The organism is Magnetospirillum gryphiswaldense MSR-1 v2 (assembly GCF_000513295.1).
In the GTDB taxonomy this organism is placed as follows: Bacteria; Pseudomonadota; Alphaproteobacteria; order Rhodospirillales; family Magnetospirillaceae; genus Magnetospirillum; species Magnetospirillum gryphiswaldense.
On the sequence record NC_023065.1, the window covers coordinates 1,392,549 to 1,415,556 of the forward strand.

At 63.4% G+C, this 23,008-nt stretch carries 23 protein-coding genes; 7 read left to right on the plus strand and 16 right to left on the minus strand.

Annotated features, from left to right (window positions below; genetic code table 11):
• Positions 1-28 precede the first annotated feature (28 nt).
• Both MGMSRV2_RS22485 and MGMSRV2_RS06630 read left to right on the plus strand, forming a co-directional pair.
• Positions 29-667: a peptidylprolyl isomerase gene (locus tag MGMSRV2_RS22485; protein ID WP_024079587.1), complete on the plus strand. Its 639-nt coding sequence runs from the start codon at positions 29-31 to the stop codon at positions 665-667.
• 2 nt (positions 668-669) lie between these two features.
• On the plus strand, positions 670-1,044 hold the full coding sequence (locus MGMSRV2_RS06630) for a cereblon family protein (RefSeq protein ID WP_024079588.1): 375 nt from the start codon (positions 670-672) through the stop codon (positions 1,042-1,044).
• A gap of 18 nt (positions 1,045-1,062) precedes the next feature.
• Here MGMSRV2_RS06630 and MGMSRV2_RS06635 read toward each other — a convergent pair whose 3' ends face one another.
• Both MGMSRV2_RS06635 and MGMSRV2_RS06640 read right to left on the minus strand, forming a co-directional pair.
• The gene (locus MGMSRV2_RS06635) at positions 1,063-1,386 is read right to left on the minus strand and encodes a (2Fe-2S) ferredoxin domain-containing protein (RefSeq protein ID WP_024079589.1); all 324 of its coding nucleotides are present in this window, start codon (positions 1,384-1,386) and stop codon (positions 1,063-1,065) included.
• Positions 1,387-1,475: 89 nt separating this feature from the next.
• Positions 1,476-1,880, minus strand: coding sequence for a DUF4170 domain-containing protein (locus tag MGMSRV2_RS06640; protein ID WP_024079590.1), 405 nt, complete (start codon positions 1,878-1,880; stop codon positions 1,476-1,478).
• Positions 1,881-2,096: 216 nt separating this feature from the next.
• Between MGMSRV2_RS06640 and MGMSRV2_RS06645 the strand changes: the two genes are divergently transcribed.
• The 5 genes from MGMSRV2_RS06645 to MGMSRV2_RS06665 all read left to right on the plus strand — a co-directional run bounded on the left by MGMSRV2_RS06645 (position 2,097) and on the right by MGMSRV2_RS06665 (position 6,460).
• Positions 2,097-2,384 (plus strand): hypothetical protein, encoded by a 288-nt coding sequence (locus MGMSRV2_RS06645; RefSeq protein WP_024079591.1) that lies wholly within the window; start codon positions 2,097-2,099, stop codon positions 2,382-2,384.
• 53 nt (positions 2,385-2,437) lie between these two features.
• Positions 2,438-3,781 (plus strand): methylenetetrahydrofolate--tRNA-(uracil(54)-C(5))-methyltransferase (FADH(2)-oxidizing) TrmFO, encoded by a 1,344-nt coding sequence (gene trmFO / locus MGMSRV2_RS06650; RefSeq protein ID WP_024079592.1) that lies wholly within the window; start codon positions 2,438-2,440, stop codon positions 3,779-3,781.
• A gap of 163 nt (positions 3,782-3,944) precedes the next feature.
• Complete coding sequence (locus MGMSRV2_RS06655) at positions 3,945-4,898, plus strand: nitrate- and nitrite sensing domain-containing protein (RefSeq protein WP_024079593.1); 954 nt, start codon at positions 3,945-3,947, stop codon at positions 4,896-4,898.
• Positions 4,898-6,139 carry a methyl-accepting chemotaxis protein gene (locus tag MGMSRV2_RS06660; RefSeq protein ID WP_024079594.1) on the plus strand — a complete coding sequence of 414 codons (1,242 nt, stop codon included), beginning with the start codon at positions 4,898-4,900 and terminating at the stop codon, positions 6,137-6,139. The genes MGMSRV2_RS06655 and MGMSRV2_RS06660 overlap by 1 nt, the downstream gene beginning before the upstream one ends.
• Positions 6,140-6,151: 12 nt before the next feature.
• On the plus strand, positions 6,152-6,460 hold the full coding sequence (locus tag MGMSRV2_RS06665; protein WP_024079595.1) for an STAS domain-containing protein: 309 nt from the start codon (positions 6,152-6,154) through the stop codon (positions 6,458-6,460).
• A 19-nt stretch (positions 6,461-6,479) separates the two neighbouring features.
• Here the strand turns inward: MGMSRV2_RS06665 and MGMSRV2_RS06670 are convergent, their stop codons facing one another.
• The 14 genes from MGMSRV2_RS06670 to MGMSRV2_RS06735 all read right to left on the minus strand — a co-directional run bounded on the left by MGMSRV2_RS06670 (position 6,480) and on the right by MGMSRV2_RS06735 (position 23,004).
• Complete coding sequence (locus tag MGMSRV2_RS06670; protein ID WP_024079596.1) at positions 6,480-6,962, minus strand: DUF2478 domain-containing protein; 483 nt, start codon at positions 6,960-6,962, stop codon at positions 6,480-6,482.
• On the minus strand, positions 6,963-8,564 hold the full coding sequence (locus MGMSRV2_RS06675; RefSeq protein WP_041633497.1) for a hybrid sensor histidine kinase/response regulator: 1,602 nt from the start codon (positions 8,562-8,564) through the stop codon (positions 6,963-6,965).
• A gap of 17 nt (positions 8,565-8,581) precedes the next feature.
• A complete protein-coding gene (locus MGMSRV2_RS06680) occupies positions 8,582-10,279 on the minus strand; it encodes a response regulator (protein WP_024079598.1) in 1,698 nt (565 codons plus the stop codon).
• Positions 10,276-11,325, minus strand: a complete 1,050-nt coding sequence (gene cheB, locus MGMSRV2_RS06685; protein ID WP_024079599.1) for a chemotaxis-specific protein-glutamate methyltransferase CheB — start codon at positions 11,323-11,325, stop codon at positions 10,276-10,278. Before cheB ends, MGMSRV2_RS06680 begins: the two co-directional genes overlap by 4 nt.
• Entirely contained in the window at positions 11,322-13,598 is a 2,277-nt protein-coding gene (locus MGMSRV2_RS06690; RefSeq protein ID WP_024079600.1) for a hybrid sensor histidine kinase/response regulator, read from the minus strand. Before MGMSRV2_RS06690 ends, cheB begins: the two co-directional genes overlap by 4 nt.
• Positions 13,598-15,217: a methyl-accepting chemotaxis protein gene (locus tag MGMSRV2_RS06695; protein ID WP_024079601.1), complete on the minus strand. Its 1,620-nt coding sequence runs from the start codon at positions 15,215-15,217 to the stop codon at positions 13,598-13,600. Before MGMSRV2_RS06695 ends, MGMSRV2_RS06690 begins: the two co-directional genes overlap by 1 nt.
• An 11-nt stretch (positions 15,218-15,228) precedes the next feature.
• Positions 15,229-15,795, minus strand: coding sequence for a chemotaxis protein CheW (locus tag MGMSRV2_RS06700; RefSeq protein ID WP_024079602.1), 567 nt, complete (start codon positions 15,793-15,795; stop codon positions 15,229-15,231).
• Positions 15,795-17,180, minus strand: coding sequence for a CheR family methyltransferase (locus MGMSRV2_RS06705; RefSeq protein WP_024079603.1), 1,386 nt, complete (start codon positions 17,178-17,180; stop codon positions 15,795-15,797). Before MGMSRV2_RS06705 ends, MGMSRV2_RS06700 begins: the two co-directional genes overlap by 1 nt.
• Positions 17,177-17,692 (minus strand): chemotaxis protein CheW, encoded by a 516-nt coding sequence (locus MGMSRV2_RS06710; protein ID WP_144084276.1) that lies wholly within the window; start codon positions 17,690-17,692, stop codon positions 17,177-17,179. Before MGMSRV2_RS06710 ends, MGMSRV2_RS06705 begins: the two co-directional genes overlap by 4 nt.
• A 127-nt stretch (positions 17,693-17,819) precedes the next feature.
• Positions 17,820-18,908: a ParA family protein gene (locus MGMSRV2_RS06715; protein ID WP_024079605.1), complete on the minus strand. Its 1,089-nt coding sequence runs from the start codon at positions 18,906-18,908 to the stop codon at positions 17,820-17,822.
• Between the two features lie 296 nt (positions 18,909-19,204).
• Complete coding sequence (locus MGMSRV2_RS06720; protein ID WP_024079606.1) at positions 19,205-19,663, minus strand: cache domain-containing protein; 459 nt, start codon at positions 19,661-19,663, stop codon at positions 19,205-19,207.
• A 35-nt stretch (positions 19,664-19,698) separates the two neighbouring features.
• Positions 19,699-21,399, minus strand: a complete 1,701-nt coding sequence (locus MGMSRV2_RS06725; protein WP_024079607.1) for a methyl-accepting chemotaxis protein — start codon at positions 21,397-21,399, stop codon at positions 19,699-19,701.
• Between the two features lie 46 nt (positions 21,400-21,445).
• Positions 21,446-22,606: a patatin-like phospholipase family protein gene (locus tag MGMSRV2_RS06730; protein ID WP_024079608.1), complete on the minus strand. Its 1,161-nt coding sequence runs from the start codon at positions 22,604-22,606 to the stop codon at positions 21,446-21,448.
• A gap of 104 nt (positions 22,607-22,710) precedes the next feature.
• On the minus strand, positions 22,711-23,004 hold the full coding sequence (locus tag MGMSRV2_RS06735; RefSeq protein ID WP_024079609.1) for a cytochrome C oxidase subunit IV family protein: 294 nt from the start codon (positions 23,002-23,004) through the stop codon (positions 22,711-22,713).
• Positions 23,005-23,008: the final 4 nt, after the last annotated feature.

Consider the following 23,008-nt stretch of genomic DNA (forward strand, 5'->3'; position numbering starts at 1 on the left):
CCGCGATTTTCTATTTAGGAGTATTTCCATGGCCTCGCAAATTCGCGCTTCGCATATCCTGCTCATGTACCAGGGCTCCATGCGGTCCACCGCAACCCGTTCCAAGGACGAAGCGCTGGCCATGATCACCGATCTGAAGGCCCAGATCGCCAAGGGCGCCGACTTCGCCCAACTGGCCGCGCAAAATTCCGATTGTCCGTCGGGCCGTGAAGGCGGCGATTTGGGCACGTTCGGCCCCGGCATGATGGTGCCCGATTTCGACACCGCCGCCTTCGCCCTGGCAGAAGGCGAGATTTCCGACGTGGTCGAAACCCCGTTCGGCTTTCACCTGATCCAACGCACGGTGCCGGAAGCGCAGATCCGCGCCTCGCACATCTTGTTGATGTACGAAGGCTCCATGCATTCCTCGGCGGAACGCAGCAAGGCCGAAGCCCTGGCCCAGATCAACGCCATCAAGGCCGACATCGCCGCCGGCGCCGATTTCGCCAAGCAGGCCATCGACCATTCCGATTGTCCGTCGGGCCGCGAAGGCGGTGATCTGGGCGATTTCGGTCGCGGCCAGATGGTCGGCGAATTCGAAACCGCCGCCTTCGCCCTGGATGTGGGCCAGATTTCCGACGTGGTGGAAACCCCGTTCGGCTATCACCTGATCCAGCGCACGGCCTAACCATGCCCCTGGATGCCGGGGGACAAAACAGCACCCAGATGGTGCTGGCCCCCGGCGCCAGCATCTTTCGCTGCCGCCAGTGCGGGCAAACCATCAGCCGCCACGACTGGCTGCTGCCCATGGGCGGCGACCATGAACACGTGGTGTTCAATCCGGCGGGGATGATTTTTTGCGTCTGGTGTTTTTCCCTGGCGCAAGGCCTGCGCCTGATCGGCGCGCCTTCGGGGGAATTTAGCTGGTTCAAGGGCTATGACTGGACCATCGCCCTGTGCGGCCAATGCGGCAGCCATCTGGGCTGGCATTATGAAGGCGGCAGCCAACCGCGCACCTTCTTCGGTCTGATCAAGGATCGGTTGGCCGAGGGACCGGCGGATTAGCCCCCCGAACCAGCCCGATCAATGGCCGGGATTGACGCGCAGGCGCTCGACCACTTGGCCCTTCTTGAAATGGGAATCGACGATTTCGTCGTAATCGGCGGCTTCCACCGGCTGGTACCAGACGCCTTCGGGATAGACCACCATCAACGGGCCGTTGCCGCAAAAGCCCAGACAGCTGGCCTGGGCCAGGCTGACGCCCTTTTCCCACAGCATGCCCTTCTGGAACCGGGCCATCATCTGGTCAAACATGGCCGTGCCGCCGCCCTTGGAGGTGCAGCAGCCGCGCGGATGGCCCGCCGGGCGTGAGGTGGTGCAAACGAACACATGGTATTTATGGGACATCGGGGCATCTCCTTGTTTGGAACTATCCTAAACAAGAAAATACCCCGTTTTTCCCACCGGCACCAGAGTCCATAAAAAAATTATGGAGATTACTTGCCTTGGCGGGCCGGCAGTTCGTCGGCGCTGCACAGGTCATAGCGGACCATGGCGTTATCGACGGTCTTGCCGGTCAGCTCGCGCCACGTGTTCATGGCCAGCTGACGTTCGAACGGACCATGCACTTCCAGCGTCTTGCCGGCGGCGATGACGTCGAAGTCGGTATCGGCGTATTCGCCGCCGACCACGTACCACTGGTCTTCACCCTGCTCGTCATCGCTGCGGATGAAATAGCGGATCATGGCATTGTCGACGGTCTTGCCGGTCAGGGCGCGCCAGCAGACATGGGCCTCGTGCTCACCGAAGGGGCCGAAGCGCTCTTCCTTGTGACCGGGGGCAATGGTGGTAAAGGCGGTGTCGGCGTATTCGCCGCCGACGACATAGAACTTCTTGGCCATGGGTGTGTTTTCCCCTACTCCATCGGGTGGCGGGCGGTGCTTGCTTATACCCCAACCGGCGCCAGGAAGAAATATCCTTGCTGAGGCTTTCTTACAGCCCGGTTCGGCAGCTTTTGCCCAGTGTAACAAAGTAACCTTTGTTATATTTCAAAACACTAAGGTTGGCACGCTGCCTGCAATGGGATTGTCAGAGATGTTTCTGACGGAGTAAATTCCATGCAAGCGGTTTCGGCCCATGCCCCGCCATCCTTGTTGCAGCGCACCGATCGTGCCGACAATCACGACACGCGCAAGCAAGAAAGCGCCAGCCAATCCATCTTCGCCAGCTATGCCTTCGGCCCCATGGACCTGCAAAAGGCCAGCGGCGAGCAGGACAAGAAGGACAATGCGGTCAGCGGTATCGGCCTGGGCAAAAACCCGCTGTCGGCGTCATCGCTGTCCTTCGTCACCACCGTGCAGGACGTCGGCACGTCGGACGATAGCGGATCGTCGCTGAAGCAATAAGCAATGATGCATGGGGCTGGACATCGGCCTGACTTGGCCTTATGTCCAGCCCCATGAATACCGATAAAACCATCCACGTCATCGGCGGTGGCTTGGCCGGCTGCGAAGCCGCCTGGCAGATCGCCAAACGCGGCCTCTGCGTCACCTTGCACGAGATGCGCCCGCACCGGCAAACCCCGGCCCACCAGACCGACGGGCTGGCGGAACTGGTGTGTTCCAACTCTCTGCGCTCCGACGACGCCGATTACAACGCCGTCGGCCTACTGCATGAAGAGTTGCGCAAGGCCGGGTCGCTGATCATGGATTGCGCCGACCGCAACAAGGTGCCCGCCGGCGGCGCCCTGGCGGTGGACCGCGACGGCTTTTCCGCCTCGGTCGAACAGGAATTGGCCGCACATCCCAACGTCACCATCCTGCGCCAGGAAATGGCCGGCCTGCCGCCGGCAGAATGGGACAACGTGGTCATCGCCACCGGCCCCTTGACCTCGGAACCCCTGGCCCAGGCCATCCGCAGCGTCACCGGCCAGGATTCGCTGTCGTTCTTCGACGCCATCGCGCCGATCATCCATAAGGACAGCATCGACTTTTCCAAGGCGTGGTTCCAGTCGCGCTACGACAAGGGCGAGGGCTCGGATTACATCAATTGCCCGCTGACCAAGGACGAATATTACGCCTTCATCGACGCCCTGCTGGCCGGTGAAAAGGTGCCGTTCCACGATTGGGAAAAGGACGTGCCCTATTTCGAGGGCTGCCTGCCCATCGAGGTGATGGCCGAACGCGGGCGCGAAACCCTGGCCTACGGCCCCGGCAAGCCGGTGGGGCTGACCAATCCCTATGGCCCCAAGCCCTATGCGGTGATCCAGCTGCGCCAGGACAACAAGCTGGGCACGCTTTACAACATGGTCGGCTTCCAGACCAAGCTGCGCCACGGCGAGCAGACCCGCATCTTCCGCACCATTCCCGGCCTGGAGGCGGCGGAATTCGCCCGTCTGGGCGGCCTGCACCGCAACACCTTCGTCAACGGCCCACGCGTTTTGGACCAGCAATTGCGGCTGAAGGCCCAGCCCCGCCTGCGTCTGGCCGGTCAGATCACCGGCTGCGAGGGCTATGTGGAAAGCACCAGTATCGGCTTTCTTGCCGGTCTCGCCGCCAGCGCCCAGGCGCTGGGACACGATTTCGTCGCCCCGCCGCCAACCAGCGCCCTGGGGGCCATCCTGACCCATGTCACCGGCGGCGCCCACGCCGACACCTATCAGCCCATGAACATCAATTTCGGCCTGTTCCCGCCGGCGCCCGAGCGGGACGAACGGGGCAAGAAGATCAAGGGCCGCGACCGCAAGAAGCTGTACGCCGAACGCGCGCGCGCCGATCTGGCGCCGTGGTTATCACAACTTTAACGCCCATTTTTTCATCATCAGCTCAAGCGCTGCCCGCCCAACAGGCAGGCAGCGTTTTTGTTTGTAGCGATTCTTAAATCTATTCAAAGACTTTATAAGTGGCATATGACTTGCTTGGTTTGGACAGAATTCCTGTCCTTCCTCCTTCCCGCCGGAGGTCACCATGCACGCTATCGTCTCCGCCGCCCTGACCGGCCTTGCCGTTCCTGCCGCCGCCCTGGTGCTGACGGCGCCAGCCCTGGCGCTGGATGCGCGCCGCCAGGAGCGGTCATCGGGCCAGACCCTGGACCGCATCGGCCAGATCGTCGCCGCCGGGCGCCTGATCCACGAATTGCAACGCGAACGCGGCCTGTCGGTGGGCTATCTGTCCAAAAGTGCCGACGATTACACCACGCTCGACCGGCAAATCGTCGTCACCGATGACAGTCTGGCGGCCTTTCATCGTGTTTTTGCCGATCATCCCCCGGATGAAGCGGTGACTTCGGGGGTGGCGGGCCTGGACGCCCATCGTCAGCGTATCCGGCACCGCCAAGTGCCCCCGGCCCAAGCGGCCATGGGCTATGGCGGGCGCATCGGTGTTTTGCTCGACCTGATCGGCCAAGGGGTGAAAAGCGCCGCCCGTGGTCGGCTGGCGCGACTGGGCACCGCCTATCTCAATCTGGTTTCGGCCAAGGAAGCCGCCGGCCAGGAACGCGCCCACCTGACCGCCGCCCTGTCGGCGCCGACCATGGAAGCCGCCGCCCGCCGCCGTGCCCATGATCTGCGTGAACAGCAAGACATGCTGCTGCGCCTGTTCGCCGACGGTGCCGGGGCGGAACTGGCCCGCTTCAGCCAAGCGGCGCTGGCCGATCCCGAGCGGGTGGTGAACGCCTTGCGCAACGCTGCCCTGGCCGAGGATGCCAAGCTCCACCGCCCCACCGCGATCCTGTGGTTCGAGGCCGCCACCCGCCGCATCGACGCTCTGAAAGAGGTGGAAATGCGCCTGGAAGCCACATTGCTGACTGCCGCCACCGCCACCAGAAGCCGGGCCGGACGCAATCTGCGCGTCATCGTCGGGGCAGTGCTGGGATCGCTGGGCCTGCTGGGCGGCATCGCCTCCACTGTCGGAGCCCTGTGATGCCCCTGCCCTTGATCTGCGATCTGGGTATCCGCACCAAGGTGGTCCTGGCCTTGGGGCTGTGCGCCTGCGCCCAAGCCGCGGTGATCGCCGCCGCAGCTTCGGGTCTGCCGCCAACGACCATTGCCGGTATGGCTATCGGCGGCAGCCTGTCGGCCCTGGCCCTGGCGGTCTTGCTGCTGTGGCACGCCTTGGCCGCGCCCATGACGGTACTGACCCGGGCCATGTCCGATCTGGCCGCCGGCAAGGACGGCGCCAGCCCCGATCTCAGCGATCGCGGCGATGAAATCGGCATCATGGCCTCGGCCTTCGAGGTCTTCCGCGAAACCAGCGCCAACATGACCCGCCTGCGGGCGGAGCAGGAAGAGTTGAAGGTCAAGGCCGAGACCGCCCAGCGCCAACAGACGGCACGGCTGGCCGAAGCGCTGGAAACCAACGTGCGCAGCAATGCCAACGCCCTGTCGGCCAAGACCGGCGAAATCATCACCATCGCCGAGGACGTGGGCCACGGCGCCGACAGCAGCGGCCAGGGCGACGTCTTGGACGTGGCGGAAGCCTCCATGCGCACCACCGCCAACGTCCAGTCGGTGGCCACCGCCATCGAGGAATTATCGGCCTCGGTCGGCGAGATCGGCAGCCAGGCGCACCGCGCCTCGTCCATCGCCGCCAAGGCGGCCGAGGACGCCCGCCGCACCGACACCATGGTCACCGCCATGGCCGAGATCGGCCAACGCGTCGGCTCCATGGTCGGCATGATCGAAACCATCGCCCGCCAAACCCACATGCTGGCGCTCAACGCCACCATCGAGGCGGCACGAGCCGGCGATTCCGGGAAAGGCTTCGCCGTGGTCGCCGCCGAGGTCAAGCATCTGGCCGACCAGACCGCCCAGGCCACCGCCGAGATCACCAATCAGGTGGCGACCATCCAGCAGGTCACCGCCCAGACGGTGGGAGCGATCCAGGCCATCGCCACCACCATCGACGACATCGACCACGTCTCCGCCTCCATCGCCGGGGCCGTGGAACAGCAAGGCGCCGCCACTCGCGAAATCGCCGCCAGCATGAGCGCGGTCAGCACCGATGCCCGCACCCTGGCCGACGGCGTCGCCCAGGTGACCATCACCTCGGCCCGGGCCTATGCCTCGGCCATCCGGGTGATCTGGGCCGCCGAGGACCTGGAGGAACCCACCGGCAAATTGTCACGCGACGTCGATTCGTTCCTGCACACCGTGCTGGCATAGAAAGAAACCATCATGCATCAGCCGCTCGAATACAACTTCACCACCGATGCCATCCACCTGTCCGGCGCGCTGGTCTTCAACGCCCATCCGCGCTGGCGGCAAATGTTGCGGCAGATGCCGGCACCGCAAAAGGATACGGAAATCCGCCTGGACATGGCCGCAATCGATCATCTGGACGCCGCCGGGCTGGGATTGCTGCTGATCACCCATGACTCGCTGAAGGCGCAACAGGCACGGCTGGTCCTGTCCCGCCCCACAGGCGCGGTGCGCCGGGTGCTGGAAGTCTCGGGCTTTACCGCCATGGTCAGGATCGAGGATTAGACAAACGAAAGACAGGTAATTACCCCTGCCGCACGCCATCCCACCAACGGTGCAGCGCCTCCAGATCGGCGGGCAGCAGAACCCCGGCATGACCGGTGAAGTGCTGCCATTGCTCCAGCAATTCCGCGTGCAAGGTGGTCAGCAACGGCACCCCTTCGGCCATCACCGCCAGCATCTCGGCGGACAGGCCGGCACCGCCGGCTTCCAGCTTGCCGAAGCGGTTGACGATGACCAGATCGGCGGGCTCGGCCAGGGCGGCGCGCAGCACCACAGACGCTTCGGCGAAGCCTGACGGATCGATGCGGCAGGCTTCCGAATCCGGCCCCAGATTCTGGGTGATGGCGTAGGTCTGGCCGGAATGGACGTCGACCAGTTGCATGTCCGGGTCATGCTGCTGGATCAGCCCGCGCACCCGCACCCCTTGTGCGGTCAATTGCCGGGCGAAGCTGGACAGCAGGTCCATGGGGCCGCTGTCGGCGAGGATGGCGGCGATGGGGCGCATTCAGGCCAGACGGTCGGGTGGAAAGGTCAGGATGACCGTGGTCCCCTGATTTAATTGCGACTGCACATCCAGACTACCACCATGCAATTCCATGAATTCGCGCGCCAACGGCAGGCCCAGGCCGGTGCCTTCCTGCTTGGGCGCCAGCAGGTTTTCCACCTGACCGAAGGGTTGCAGCACCTTGGCGATGTCATCAGGGGCGATGCCGCAGCCGTTGTCGGCGATGGACAGCCGCACGCAGCCATCGACCAGTTCGGCGCGGATGGTGATCTGGCCGTTGTTCTGGGTGAACTTGCTGGCATTGGCGACCAAATTCAACAGCACCTGCTTGATCAGCCGTTCGTCGCCCTTCAGCCGCGGCAGGTCGTCGGGGCACGAGGTCAACACCGTCTGCTGCTTGGCGGTGACGCTGGGCGCGGTCAACCGCACCGCCGACTGGATCACCTCGGGGATGAAGATCAGGCTTTCGTGCAGGTTGATCTTGCCGGCCTCGACCCGGGCCACGTCGAGGATGTCGCTGATCACCCTGAGCAGATGATGGGCCGATTCGCCGATATCGCAAATGAAGCTGCCCAGGCGCTGCTTTTCCGCCTCGCCCATCTGGCTTTCCGCCAGTTCGGCAAAGCCGATGATGGCGTTCAACGGCGTGCGCAATTCGTGGCTCATATTGGCGAGGAAGGTGCTTTTGGCCCGGCTCGACGCCTCGGCCACGTCGCGGGCGGCGCGGGCCTGTTCCTCGGCCTGGGCCCGGCGGCTGATTTCCTGGCGCAGCCAGGCGGTACGCTCGTCCACCGCCCGCTGCAAATCGTCGTGCGAGCGGCGCAGCAGATCCTCGGCCTGCTTGCGCTTGGTGACATCGCGGGCGATGCCGGCCAGGCCAACCACGTCGCCGCCCAGACGGATCGGCACCTTGGTGATGGAATACCAAGTGGTGGCACCCTTGTCGTCGACCACGGCCTCGACCTTGTCGATGATCGGCACGCCGCGATCGAGGATGTCGCGTTCCTGTTCCTCGGCCAGTTGGGCCGAGGCCGGCGGCACCAGATCGCCCAGCATGTGGCCCATGGCCTCGAGCGGCGAGTCCAGCCCCAGCATGGTCGCCTGGGCCGGGTTGATGCGGGTGAAGTGCAGGGAATCATCCTTGAAGAAGATGGCGTCGGGGACGTTGTCCATCAGCGCCTGCAAAAGCGTGCGCTCGCGCTCCAAGGTGCGGCCCAGGCGCCAGCGGTCGGCCGCCGTGCGCACCACCACCTTCAGCTCCAGCGGGTTCCACGGCTTGGACAGATAGGCGTGAATCTGACCCAGATTGACCGCCTTGACCAAGGCATCCAGATCGGAATAGCCGGTGACGAGGACGCGGGTGGCGTCGGATATCTCGCGCACGCGGCCCAAAAGCTCGGCCCCGGTCATGCCCGGCATGCGCTGATCCGACAAGATCACCGCCATTTCCTGCACGCCCAGAAGCTTCAGGGCCGACGGCCCGTCGCTGGCGGTCCAGACGGTGAACTCGTCTTCCAAAAGGTCGGTGATGGCGGTCAGAATCTGGGGTTCGTCATCGACCACCAGAATATTGTCACGGCCCGATTTGCTCACCCTGGACATCCTTTGTTTTCGTTACGTCACGCGGTCAGCGTGCGCGGGATCAGCACCCGGAATTCGGTCCCCTGGCCCAATTCGGACGCCACCTCGATGCGGCCCCGATGGGCCTGGACGATCTTGTACGAGATGGCCAGCCCCAATCCGGTCCCCTGCCCCACCGGCTTGGTGGTGAAGAAGGGGTCGAAGATGCGTTCCATGTTCTCCTTGGGGATACCGCTGCCGCTATCTTGGACGGATATGGCGAACATGTCCCCCTCAACCCCTGTGCGCACCGTTATGATGCCCTGATCCTCGATGGCGTCAACCGCGTTGGCGACGATATTCATCAACACCTGATTGAGCTGACCGCCGTAACAGGCCAAATCGTTGACACTGGCATAGTCGCGCACCACCTCGATGCGACCGGTCATCTTGTGGCGCAGGAACAACAGCACCGATTCCATCGCCTCGCGCACGTCGATGGTGTTGAACTCGCCCTCGTCCAGGCGCGAGAAGGTGCGAAGCTTGACCACCAGTTCACGCACCCGCTCCAAGCCCTGGGCGGTGTCGGTCATGCGCGAGCGCGACTTGGTGATCTTCGCCGCCAGATCGGCGGGCAAGGCGTCGGCCTCGGCGACGCTGGCCAGCCAGCCTTCCACCGAGAACACGTTGGAAAGCGCGAAGGACAGCGGATTGTTGATTTCATGGGCGATGCCGGCGACCAATTGGCCCAGCGACGCCATCTTTTCTGACTGGATCAGATGAACCTGGGTTTCGCGCAGTTTCTGGTTGGCTTCCTCCAGGTCGCGATTGGCCCGGGCCAGACCCTCGGCCAGGGCGGCGCGGGCCTCGGCGGCGTCCTTTTCCGCCTTGGCGCGCAGGGCTTCCATTTCGCGCAGGCGGAATTCCTCGACGATGCGCTGGTTTTGCTCGGACAGGAACTTGCGGCGCAGCAATGCCCGCAAACGCGCCCGCAACACACTCATTTCCGTCGATTTGCCGATGAAATCGTCGGCCCCGGCTTCCAGGGCGCGGGCGACGTTTTCCTTGTTTTCATAGGCCGACAGCATCAGCACCACCAAGGGGGCGTCACCATCGCGGTTGCGCTCGCCCAGGGCCTTGCAAAAGGCGACGCCGTCCATCTCGGGCATCACCATGTCGACCATGACGCAGTCGAAATCGTCGTCAGCCAGCGCCAGCAAGCCTTCACGGGCGCCGGGCACCTGGGTGACCTCGCAGCCTTCGTCGCGCAATTCCTCGGTCAGGCTTTGGCGATAGGTCGGGCTGTCGTCGACGATCAGCACGCGGGCGCGGCGGAACAGCGACCGGGCCACGTCCAAAACCGTGGTGTCGTGCCTGGATTTGCGCAGCAGGTTATGAACGCGCAGCAGCAGGATGTCGGTTTCCTCGGATTTCGAGACGAAATCGTCGGCGCCCGATTCCAGGCCGTGCAATTCGGTGGCCTGGGTCTCGTCGGCGGTCAGGATCAGGATGGGGATGGACCGCGTGGTCAGGTTCATGTGAATCTGACGGCACAATTCGTCGCCCTGGATGCCCGGCAGGTGATAATCGACGATGATCAGATCGGGCAACACCCGGTTCATCTGATCGAGCGCCTCTTCGCCGGAATAGCAGCACACGGTGGTGAACCCCTCGGTTTCCAGCACGTGCTGCAAACGCATGGCCTGGGTGGCCGAATCCTCGACCACCAGGATCAGCTTATTGTTTTCCCGGCTCATGCCCGCCCCCCGGACAGCTCACGCAATCGTTGGGAAATCCCCGGCAGCGGCACCACCTCGCTGACCGCGCGCAGCTTCACCGCCGCCTGCGGCATGCCGTAAACCACGCAGGTGCTCTCGTCCTGGGCGATGGTGTAGGCGCCGGCCTTGTGCATGGCGGCCATGCCCTCGGCCCCGTCGCTGCCCATGCCGGTCAGGATCACCCCCAGGCCGTTGCGGCCCAGATCGTCGGCCATGGACGACAGCAGCACCGACCCCGACGGACGCTGGCTGTGCACCGGGGCCAAGTCCGACAAGGCCAGCTTGCCGCCGGCCAGACGCAGATGCCGATCGACGGGGGGGACGAAGATCACCCCCGGCTCCGGCACTTCGCCGCCTTGGGCGATACGCACGGCGAACGGCGTCACCCCGGCCAGCCAGGAAACGAAACCATCGAGGAAGCTGGCGGTGATATGCTGGACCAGCAAGATGGGCAACGGATAATCCGGCCCCAGCCCGGTCAGCACCTGCGTCAAGGCCTGCGGCCCGCCGGTGGAGGCCACCAATCCCAACATGGCATAGCGGGTGCCCTTGGGCGGCGGCGGCGGCGGCTCGGCAGTGGTGCCGAAGCGCAAGCCCCGGTCGATGCCCTGGCGGACCACCCGCACCTGACTCATGATCGCCAATTGGGTGCACAGATGCCGCGCCATGGATTCGAAGGCCGCGTTGGTCACCCCCACCGGCTTTTCCACCACCGACAGCGCCCCGGCCCGCAGGGCGTTCATGGCGATGTTCAACTCGTCGTCATCCACATTGGCGGCGACGACGACGATGGGGGTGGGACGGCGCTGCATGATCTGGAGCGTGGCGTCCAGGCCGTTCATGCCGGGCAGGCGGATATCCAGGGAAATGACGTCGGGGGCCAGGGCGTCCAGCCGCGACAGCCCCTCTTCCGCCGATTCCACCGCCGCCACCACCTCGAAGCGGTCGTCCAGACCGATGATGTGCTTGAGCAACTCTCGCACCACCAGGGAATCTTCAATGATCAGAACGCGAATCTTGCTCATAGGATCTGTCCGATGGTCTCAAGCAGTTCTTTTTGGTCGAACTTTCGTTTCACCACATAGGCGTCGGCGCCCAAGGCCAGACCGCGTTCGCGGTCCTCGCGCGCTTCCAGCGACGACACCAGAATGACCGGCACCGATTTCAGCGCCTGATCGGCCTTGACCGCCTGCAACAGGCCGAACCCGTCCAGGCGCGGCATCTGGATATCGGAGATGACCAGATCCACCTGCTCGGCCCGCAGCCGGGTCAGCGCTTCCAACCCATCCACCGCCAGCCGCACCACATAGCCGTGGGCTTCCAGGATGCTTTTTTCCAAGGTCCGGGTGGTCAGCGAATCGTCGACCACCAAGATCACCGGCACCCGCTTTTCCGCCGGCTTTTCCACCGTGGTCAATACCCGGATCGAGCCCGATTTGCGGAAGGTCTCGACGATCTCGAACGGGTTCAGCACCAAGGCGACCGAGCCGTCTTCCAGCAACATGCCGCCGGCCACCATGGTGCCCATGGCCGCCGGCACGCCGATATCCTTGACCAGGGCGTCGCGGATGGACAAAAACTCGTCCACCGCCACCGCCACCCGGCGCTCGCCGTGCTTCAGCACCAACAGCGGCACCACGTTGCGGCTGACCTTGACCGCGGTTTCGCCCAGGCCCAACAGATGGGCCAGCGACAACAGCGGGATCTGGCGGTTTTCCAGGCAGACCACCGATTTGCCCTCGACCGTGCCCACCGCCTCGGAAACGATGCGGTGCAGGCGGTCGACGCCCTCGGTCGGAATGGCGTAGACGTGGCCCTGGCAGCCGACCAGGAACAGGCGCTGGGTCGATACCGACAACGGCACCGACAGGCGAAAAGCGGTGCCGTAAGGCGTGCGCGGTCGCACGTCGACGGTGCCGTTCATCATGGTCACGGTTTCGCGCACCACCGACAGGCCCATGCCACGACCGGACAGATCGTTGACATCGCCCGAGGTGGAAAAACCCGGATCGAAGATCAGATCGATCAGCGATTGCTGGTCCAGATCGGCGGCCTCGGCCTCGTTGAACATGCCTTGCGACACCGCCTTGGCACGGATGCGGGCGAAATTCAGGCCGCGCCCGTCATCCTCCACCCAGACCGCCAACCGACCGTCGCTGACGTCGAAGCGCAAACCGATCATGGCATCGACCGGCTTGCCGCTGGCCTCGCGTTCCGCCGGTCCCTCGATGCCGTGGGCCAGACAATTGCGCAGCAAATGCATCACCGGGTCTTTCAGACCCTGCAACACCATGCGGTCGGCTTCCACATCCAGGCCGCCTACCTGCACTTCCACCATCTTGCCGGCATCGCGGGCGATGTCGCGCACCATCTTGCGAAAACCGGCGAACACGCTTTCCGCCGGCACCATGCGGGCGTCGCGCACCTCTTGCTGAAACTCCACCCCCAATTGTCGAAGCGCCCAGCCGTTGCGCTGCTGGCGGCGCCGGGAATCGCGGGCGCGGCGGGCCATCTGGCGGAAGCGTTGTTCCAGTTCCTCACCCATGCGCCCCAGCGCGGTGACGCGGTCGTCGTCACCATGATCATGGGCCAAGGCCGCCGCCAGCTTGCGGTAACGCAGCCACACCCCTTCGCTTTCGCCCAACTGGCGGTCCAGCACCATCAGGCCCTCGGTCACCGCCCGCTGATTCATGGTTTCGGTCAGCAATTCGTCCGAGGTGCGCAGCAGACGATCGAGATGAATGGCACGCACGCGCACCGATTCCTCGGCGGCGATGGCCGCACGTGGCGGTTCGGGGGCAGCCTCGACCGCCGGCTCGGGCGGCGAGGCGGCGGCGGCGATGGCCGCTTCCAACTCCGCCGGCACGGTGATCACCGGGGCCACGGGGGTAGAGGGCGCCTCGACCGCACCGGTTTCGAGAAAGGCTTCCAGCTTGGCCAGGGAGGGGGCGATGTCGGGTGGATTTTGGCCGCCGGCAAAAGCACCGACCCAATCCTCGACCATATCCAAGGTCCGCATCACCAACGACGCCACCAGCGGATCGAATTTGGTGTGGCCGGTCCGCAGACGGGCGAACAGGGTTTCCAACCGATGGGCCAGTTGCTCCACCGGCCCCAGATCGACGGCACGGGCGGCGCCCTTCAGCGAATGGGCGCGACGAAAGATTTCATCCAACTGGCCGATGCCGCTGCCGCCATCCGCGCGTGCCAGCATTTCCGCCAGCAACTTGCGGATGACTTCCAGGTGTTCCTGATACTCCACCTGGAAAGCGGCCAACAGCCTTTCGCGGATGTCCATCAAAGCTGGTATTTCTCCAGCGTCTTGGCCAGTTGCTGGCCCAGATTGGACAATTCCGCCGACGACCGTTCCAATTGCGCCGTGGTCTGCGCCGTCTGCTGGCTGGCTTGACGGATTTCATGCAAGGCCTGGGTCACCTGCTCCAGCCCGATCTGCTGCTGGTTGGTGGCGCCGACAATCTGCTGAAAGGCGTGGACGCTGTCTTGGATGTTGTCGGCCATCTGGCGGATGACCTGTTCCGACATATTGGTGCGTTCACGCCCGACCTCGACCCGCTTCAACGCCTCTTCGGTCAGCATCACCGAGGTGTTGATGCCCTTTTGCGTCTGCTCGAGGATGCCGCGCACCTGCGAGGTGGCTTCCTTGGCCTGATCGGCCAAATTCTTGATCTCGTTGGCGACCACCGAGAAACGGCGCCCGGATTCACGCGCATCCGCCGCCTCGATGGCGGCGTTGAGCGCCACCAGATTGGATTGCTCGGCGATTTCGTTGACGGTGGCGATGATCTCGCCCACCGCCTGGGTGCGTTCGGACAGGGTGATGATGTTTTCCGCCACCGTTTCCGCCTGTTCGCGGATGGCTTCCATGCCCATGGTGGTTTCGTGCACGGCTTGCAGGCCGGCATGGCCCGATTGCGCCACCGCATCCGCCGTGCTGGCCACCTGGCGCGAACGTTCGGCCACCTGCTTGGACGACAGGTTGATCTGTTCCACCGTGGTGGTGATTTCCTGCACCGCCGCCGCCTGCTGCTTGGTCCCCGCCGCCTGCGACTGGGTCGAGGACAGAATCTGCGAGGCGGCGATGGTCAGGTTTTCGCACACCGACCGCGATTGCAGGGCGATTTCCCGCAAGGAAATCAGCATGTCGTTGAAGGCTTCCTGCAACTGCCCGATTTCGTCGGCCGAGGTGATGCGCTGCGGCTGAATGCGCAAATTGCCCTTGGCGATTTCCAGCGCCGCCTTGGCGCAGGCGGCCAGGGGGTCGACGATTTCGTGGCCGATGATCCAGGAAATGGCGACACCGCCGAAAGCCGCGCCCAAGCCCAGCATGATCAGGATGGTGATGGTCAGGTTGATGTGCCGCTCGACCTCGCGAATCTGCATCTTGACCAGCTGGTCGGCCTGCTTGGTCACCTGGGATTGCAGCGCCAGAATTTCGCGCAGCTTCTCGGCCCGCCGCCCATCATTGGCGGCCAGGGCCAAATAGCGTCCGGCTTCGGTTTCCAACTGGCGCAATTGCACCGCCTGCTCGCCCAGCTTGGCGCGGAATTCGGCATCGGCGGTCGGCTCGACCGCCACCCGCATGCCCGATTCGCCGCCGATCAAGGCGTTGCCGCCGTTTTCCAGCACTTCCAGCGCCTCGCGCATCTGCGCCAAGGTAGCGGCATGCTCGGTATTCTGGCCTTGTCCGGCCAACAGCACCTCTTCGGTGTATTTCTGGATCAGCATGCGCTGGCGTCCGGCGACGTCGGCGGTGAAGAACTGCGCCTTTTGCTGATGCACGGCGCTGGCCGTATAGGCGATCAGGCCGGCCAGCACCACGGTGAACATGGCGGCGACGACGATGAACTTGCGGCGAAGCTTCATTCGTTTCCAGGGGGCGAAATCGGCGCTATCCATCTGGTCTTCCTTCACAGGCTACGGCGGTAATCGGCTCTGCGGTCCTGCAGAACGTCTTGCGCAAGGATTTGTTGGGGATCAAGCAAGATCAGGGTATCGGGGCTGATCCCACGGATGAAACGTTGCGGCAGCCCATTGCCGCTTTCATGGGGAAAGGTCAGTTGCTCGGAATCGAGCCGGATGATCCGGCGCATTTCGTTGACCCGCAGGCCCACCGGGCGCCCTGGTGCACGCAGGAAAACGGCGAAGCAACGCTGGCCCGCCTCGGGCTCGGGCAGGGTCAGCATGTCGTGCAGATTGAACACCGGGCGGATTTCGCCGCGCACATTGGTCACCCCCAGCAAGGATTGCGGCAAGCCGGGCACCGGGGTCACCGGCGGCAGCGGCAGAACCTCGGCCAGAGAGTCCAGCGGCAGGGCGTAAGCCTCGCCGGCCACCTGAAAACACAAGACAGACAATCCCTGGCTGACCGGCGCCGCCTCGCGCCGGGCGGCGGCCAGACGACGGGCGCGGGCCTTCAGCACACGCTCGACAAAGGCCGGATCGTCCATGGAAAAGGTGGTGCCGGGCTGGGTCATCACATTCCGATCAATTTCATGTGCATGCCGACGGTTTCACGCAATTGGCCGGCGTTCAGGTCTTCGCCCTCGTCCACCAGCGTTTCGTCGGCCTGATGTTCCAGCAAGGTCAGGACGTTGCGGAACGACCGCCGCGCCGCCTCGATCTCTTCCGCCCGTTGCAGGAACAGGCCGAGATGGTAATGGGGCAGCACCGCGCGGCGATCCAGATAGATGGCCCGACGCAAGGCGGTTTCGCAGGCTTCCTTGTCGCCCATCTGGTCCAGGATCAGCGCCCGCAAATAATGGGGCCGCCAGTTCAGGGCATCACCGGTCAAGGCCGTATCGCAGGCGCGCAAGGCGTCGTCCCATTTCCCCTGATCGGCCAGGGCGCGCACCTCGGACAAGGGCTGCGACGTGGTCGCCGCCGGGGTGGCCTTGGCCGCCGCGGCCGGCGGACGCAGTACCGGCTTGGAGGGCTTGGGGGGCCGTGCCGCCGGACCGGGCGGACGCAAGGGCGGCGGCGGGCGCAAAGCGGGCGGCGGTGTTTCCGGCGCCTCGCCATCGACACGCTGATACAGCACGGCGCCGGGGCAATTGACGGTGCGGAACGAGCGGAACAGCTCCATGTTGGGCTCGGCGTGCCCCATGACCAGCCAACCGCCATTGGTCAGGCTTTCACGGAAGCACGGCACCAGCGCCTCGACCGTTTCGCGGCTGAAATAGATGACAACGTTGCGGCAGATGATGATGTCGAAGGCGGCGATGTTGTCGGTGATGGAGGGAAAGCGGTTGCGGGTCAGGTTATGGTACTGGAAACTGACCATGGCCTTGTATTCGGGCTTGATCTGCCATTGCTTGCCCACCGCAACGAAGCACTCTTGCCGGATATTTTCCGGCGTCGCCCGAAACGCCCATTGGTCGTAGCGACCGTCGCGGGCGCGGGCCAGGAATTTCTGGTTGATGTCGGTGCCCAGGATCGAGACGTGCCAGCCCAGCATCTGCGCGCCGAATTCGCGCTTGAGCAAAATAGCCAGGGTATAGGGCTCGGGCCCGGTGGCACAGCCGGCGCTCCAAATGCGTAAACGGCGGCTGGAGGCGTTGCGGGCCAGGATATCGGGCAGGATGATTTCGCGCAGGGCGTCGAACTGTTCCTTGTGGCGGAAAAAATAGGTTTCGCCGATGGTCAGCTCAGCCACCAGGGAATCCATTTCCTCGCCGTCGCCTTGCAGCCGCTCCAGATAGGTGGCGCAGTTGTCGATGACGCAATGATCCATGCGATCGGCGACGATCAGGGCCAGATCGGCATCCTTGTCGGCATAAAACGCCATGCCGGTGACATCGATCACCAACGCCTTCAAACGGGGGAAATACGGATCGGCCAGCAAGTCGGCGACGGTGGTCATGACGGGGTGTCGTCCCACAGGGCCAGACGCTGAGTGGCGCGATCCTCGAACTCGGCCAGCCGCGCCTGTTCCTCGGCGCCCAACATGCGCGGCCAATCCAGCAGATGGACGACAAAGCCGTCGCTGACCAATTGCGCCCGCAAACAGCCCTGGAAGTTGTTCTCGCCATCCACCGGCTGATAGGTGAAGGATTGCAGGTCGCGCACGCCGTCGACCCGACCGGTCAGCAGACCGACACGGCCTTTTTGTCCCTTCATCACCAGGATCGACGCATCCAGGCCGAAACTTTGCTCCGGCAGGCCCAACAGCAGATCACCGCGCAGCACGGTAATGGCGGTGCCGCCCAGATCCAGCAGGCCGGCGGCCATGGCCGGAAGGGCGGGGGGACGGGCCAACCACGCATTGGGGACCACTTCCGCCACCCATTCAGCGCCAAAGCCGAACGAATGGCCGCCCAGGCGAAAGGTCACCACGGCCAGTCCGTCACCCTTGGCGGCGGCATCCATCATCATTCCCCCAATCGGCGATGCAAACACGCACGCCCACAAATCCAAGGGGGCATTTAATCAAACAGACCGATCAGCGGCAATTGCCGATCTGTGCGGTTTGGGGTTTTTCAAGAAAATACGAGGACGGGTTTCACAACCCGATGGCCGAAGACAGCAGACGCAAACCTTCAAAGCCCATGCTGATGGCGAACACGCCACCGACCATCACCACCAGCAAGAACGCCATCAGGTACAGGCGGTGGTCGATGAAGAAGTGGATCAGCGACAGGTGCCAGCGCTCGAACTGGGTGCGATCGCCATAAAGCATGCGGTCCAACCGGTCCTCGCCTTGCTTGAGACGGGAATCGGCGGGACGGCTGACCTTCGAGGCCAATTCCACCTGCCAGCGGCCCAGCCGCTCCAAGGCCGCATCGCGCGACAGCGGCGCCGCCACCTCGGTCCCGGCCTTGGCGGCGATCTTCTGATGACGATCAAGAAATTCGCCGGTGAAATTCAGGTGGGCCTGACCGGCGGAGGATCGCGGCGCATAGACGCAAACCGGCAAACGGGCGGCAGCGGCTTCGATCACCATGTTGTCGCGCGGAATTTCCGAGGCATAGACAGTGCCACCCAGGCGCGACCGGATCAGTTGGCTGATCTTGCGCGCACTTTTATGGCGGTCGTGAATGGTGAACAGCACGCCTTGCAGCAGCAACGACTTGTTCAGCCCTTCCTGGACGTATTTGATCGAGGGCAAGGTGCGCAGCAAACCGTCATTGGCATAAGGCGTGGCGGTCACCGGAATAATCACCGCATGCGCCGTGGCCAAGGCGTTGATGGGCAAGATACCCAAGGCCGGCGGGCAGTCGATGACCACATAATCGCAATCCATCTGCGCCTGATTGACGATGGCCGACAAAGTCCGCTGCGAATCCTTCATCTCGGACAGCTTGATTTCGATACCGGCCAGGGAATAGGTCGACGGAACCACCCGCACACCACTGAACATGGTGTCCTGGATGACCTCGTCCAACTGGGCGGTGCCGATGAACAGGTCGTAGATGCCCTTTTTGGAATTGGGATCGACACCCAGGCTTTTGGTGGAATCGCCTTGCGAATCAAGGTCGATGAGGACCACCGATTTGCCATGAGCCGCCAAGCATACCGCCAGATTGGTACTGGTGGTGGTCTTGGATATCCCCCCCTTCTGATTGAAGATGGCAACGATATAGGGTTTCATCCGCGCCGCCTGCTCCCGTCCCGCCCTAATGTCGCCGAGGCCCCACCTCAATTGACGACAATAAATTCACATTTTCATGCTGACCGCGACGAAGATCGACGGCCACTGATCCTGTGAACCAACTTGAACAGGTTAAGCATAGTCCGAGATTCGGCGCAACCGAAGAGGATGCGATGACGTAATGATTGATGGATGTTAAGGCGATTTTTGGAACGATTTGTCACGACTTTGTAAATGAAATAAAAACGCCGCCGACAAAGCCGACGGCGCCCCTATTAAAACGAAGTAACCCAACATCAAGGATAACAGCCAACCATGAACAATTGGTTATCCTTGACTTTGACCCAGGTGTGCTTCGGCGCCAGCTTCTTGGTTTCCGGATGGGTCCAGGTGTATTTGGCCCAGCCACCCGACGGGGTTTCCTTGCCGACGCGGATCATCTCTTGGATGATCATCACGCCGTTGGTGTCCTTGAGCGCCGGCAGGGCCGGGTTGTCGATCAGCTTGGGATTGATGGCGTGAACCTTGAAGATTCCTTCCATGGTGGAGACGATGACGTACAATTCGCCGTCCACCCAATCCTTATTGCCCTTGTCCATGAAATCGGTGAACGACTTGTCCTTGCCGACGGCAGCGTAATGGGTGATGGCCTTGTCCACCAGGGTCTGGGCCTTGCTGCATTCATCGGCCAAAGCGACGCCACCTTGGGCCAACAGCACGGCTCCGGCCAGTAAGGCGGTCTTCAACATCTTCATGGTTTTCTCCCTCGAGTTATTTATCTCTACTTTAATTATGCTGACTTCAGGCGGCTGACCAAGGCATCGACCTCGGATTGCAGACGCTCGAATTCATCCACCAGAGTTTCGGTGGTGCCGTGAACATTGCCGGCGGCATTGCCCACTTCCTGCGCCACCCGCCGTACCTCGCCGATGCCGGCGCTGACCACCCTGGTGCCGTCGGCGGCCTGACTGACCGAGACGCTGATTTCCTCGGTGGCGCGGCCCTGCTCGGCGACGGCGCCGGCGATGGCGGCCAAGGCCTGACTGACCCGACCGATGGTGGCGACGATACCGTCGATGGCCCGCACCGCTTCATCGGTGGCGGCTTTCATGGAATTGATCTCGCCGGCGATCTCGTCGGTGGCCCGCGTGGTCTGATTGGCCAAGGCCTTGACCTCGCCCGCCACCACGGCGAAACCTTTGCCGGCGTCGCCGGCGCGGGCCGCCTCGATGGTGGCGTTGAGCGCCAACAGGTTGGTCTGGCTGGCGATGTCATTGATCAGACCGACCACCTCGCCGATCTTCTTCGACGCCTGGGTCAGGCTTTTCACTGTTTCGTCGGTGCGCGCCGCTTCGGCCACCGCTTCCTCGGCGACGCGGGACGATTCGCTGACCTGACGGTCGATCTCGGAAATGGAGCGCACCAGCCGTTCCGCCGCCTGGGCCACGGTTTCCACGTTGCCGCTGGCCGCTTCCGACGACTGCACCACCTGTTCGGTCTGGGCCGAGGCGGTTTCGGCATTGGCGGCCAGCAATTCCGCCTCGCCGCGGATGGCCCCGGCGGCAGCCGAGGCGGCATCGACGGCGGTGCGCACGGTCATTTCAATATCGGCGGCCAGTTCGGCCATGGCGGCGCGCTTGTCCTGCTCGGCCTGACGCTGCACCGCTTCCTGTTCGTCGGTGAGCGCCTTGACCCGCACGGCATTGTCCTTGAACACCTGGACGGCAGCGGCCATGGCGCCGATTTCATCATGCCGACCGATGGATGGCACCACCACGTCCAATTGGCCCTGGGCCAACCGCTCCATCGCCCCGGTCATGCCGCCGACGGCGCGGGCGATGACCCGGCCCAGGACGAAGGCGATGGCCACCAGCGTCGCCAGCGCCGCCACGGAAATGCCGATGAACAAAGCGCGGGTACGCCCCGCCGCCTCACTGGCCTGGGCCTTGGATTCGTCCACCAGACGGCTTTCCAGCGCGATCATCGACTGGGAATCCACCATCAACGCCTGGAAACTGTCCTGTGCCGTCCACATGAACGACACCGCGGCGGTGAAATCCAAAGCCTGCATGGACAGCACCTGCCCGGTGTTTTCCTTGTACAGGCCCAAGGCCTTGTCGGTCTTGGCCACCAGCGCCGCTTCTTCCGCCGACAAGGCGTAAGCGGTGCGATAGCGGCCCAGCATTTTCCCGGCTTCGGCCAAGGAGGTCTTGAAGCTGGTTTCCACCTTTTCCATCTGGGCGGCATCGACGCCGGCAGCATTCCAGGTCAGCAGGCGATAGAGGTCGGAATGGGCCGCCTGCACCAACGAGGCGAAATGGGCGCTTTCCACCGATTTGGCGAAGGCGACGCGGGCGATATCGTCGAGCGCCTGTTCCTGATTGGCCAAACCGCGCATGCCGATCACCGCCATGGCGATCATGCCGATGGTGGCGACAATGGGGATCACCGCGATCTTGGTGCCGATCTTGACGTCGTCCAGAAAACTCATCACATCCCCCTGCCCTGATCCATTTTCTTAGCGGCAACCGCCCTGTTCAAGTCTTGCCGGCAGCCGTCTTGGCCCGACGCGGGCGCATCGGCAGCACCGAAACCGCATGGGATTCGGCTGGCGTCAGTTGGCGCCCCTGACGATAGGCGGCCAACACCTGGGCGGCGGCGTCATAGCCTTCGTCCATGGAATGGTCGAGGTTGGAATGGCTCCAGTCGTAGGTGATGTTGAATTCCACCGGTATCTCGATCACCCGCAGATCGGGATAGTCCTTGGCCACATGGTGCTTGAACAGCTTGACGTCGTCCTCGCTGGTGGTGGCGGCGAACAGCATGACCAGATTGTTGAGGGCGTCGTACAGGTTTTCCGGCTTGCGCACCTGCTTGATGTCGAGGATACGGCTGACCCAGACCTCGTCCAGATCGGGATGATTGCGCATCAGATCCTCGAAATTGACGGTGTCGACGGTGGCCCCCTCGCAATAGGTCTTGCCGTCCATGATCACCGGTTCCTCGATGTACGGCAGGGCCGAGCAGGCGCACAGTGTCTGGGCCGAGATATGCTGATACTTGCCGTCCTTGTTGCTGAACAGCTCCAACCGGTCATCGGTCAGGTTGTAGGCGTTGTGGTACAGCACCGGACGCCCCGGCTCGGACAGACGTGAGAAGTCGATCTGCTGCAAGAAGGCGCTGTCGGGGTAATAGATGCGCGACAGCCCACGGGTCTTGCTTTTGTACATCAGACTGGTGACGAAGCGGGAGAGCGGGTTGACCGCCAGAACCTGATTGAGAAGCAGGCTGTTGAAATTGGCCTGGGTCCATTGGCTGGGATCGCCGGCAAAACGCAGGATGTCCATCCACGCTTCCTGGATCGCCGCCGGCACCACCAGATTGCGGTAGCTGGCCGGATCCAGGATGAACTCCACCATGTTGGTGGCGCTGGCCTGATAATCGGGGGCGAAGGCGGCGGCAATGGGAAAACGGTCATAGACATCGTCGGGGCGGAAAATCTGGCGGAAAAAGGCTTCCGACGTCTCGGCCTCATGTCCCGGCTCGGCCTGGTTCCAGACGATCCCCAGCCAGGCGCCGATACAGGCCAGTGACCAGACGTCGAAACGAATGTCCTCTTCCTCATGCAGGCGTTTGAGCGTCCCCAGGCTCAATCCCACGGCGGGCCCGCCGCCGGCAAGGCAGATTGCTCGTTTCATGACTCGCAACTCCCCAATAGCACACCCCTTAAGGGTCAAGCTTGGGGAGTGTAGAGAGCATGCGCACAAAACGCAACCTGAGAGCGCAAATTGTAGTTTAATTGTTAATAATCGGCCGCCAGATAGGTCGCGAACAAAATCAACAGGATCAACAGCAAGGCGCCATTGAAGAAGCCGCGCCAGCCCGAGCCGGCGCGGCGCAGGTCAAGAAAGTGGTCCAGCACCATGCGAGCCTTGAGGAAAGAGGCGGTCAACGCCACCGCCACCGCCACCAGTCCGGCCTCGCTGTGGCCGAAACCCAGCACCGCCACCAGCGACACCAGGGTCAGCCCCACCAGTACCGCCCAGGTCAGGGCCAGACGCCGGCTCCATTGGCTTTGGCTTTCTTCGGCTTTCATCACG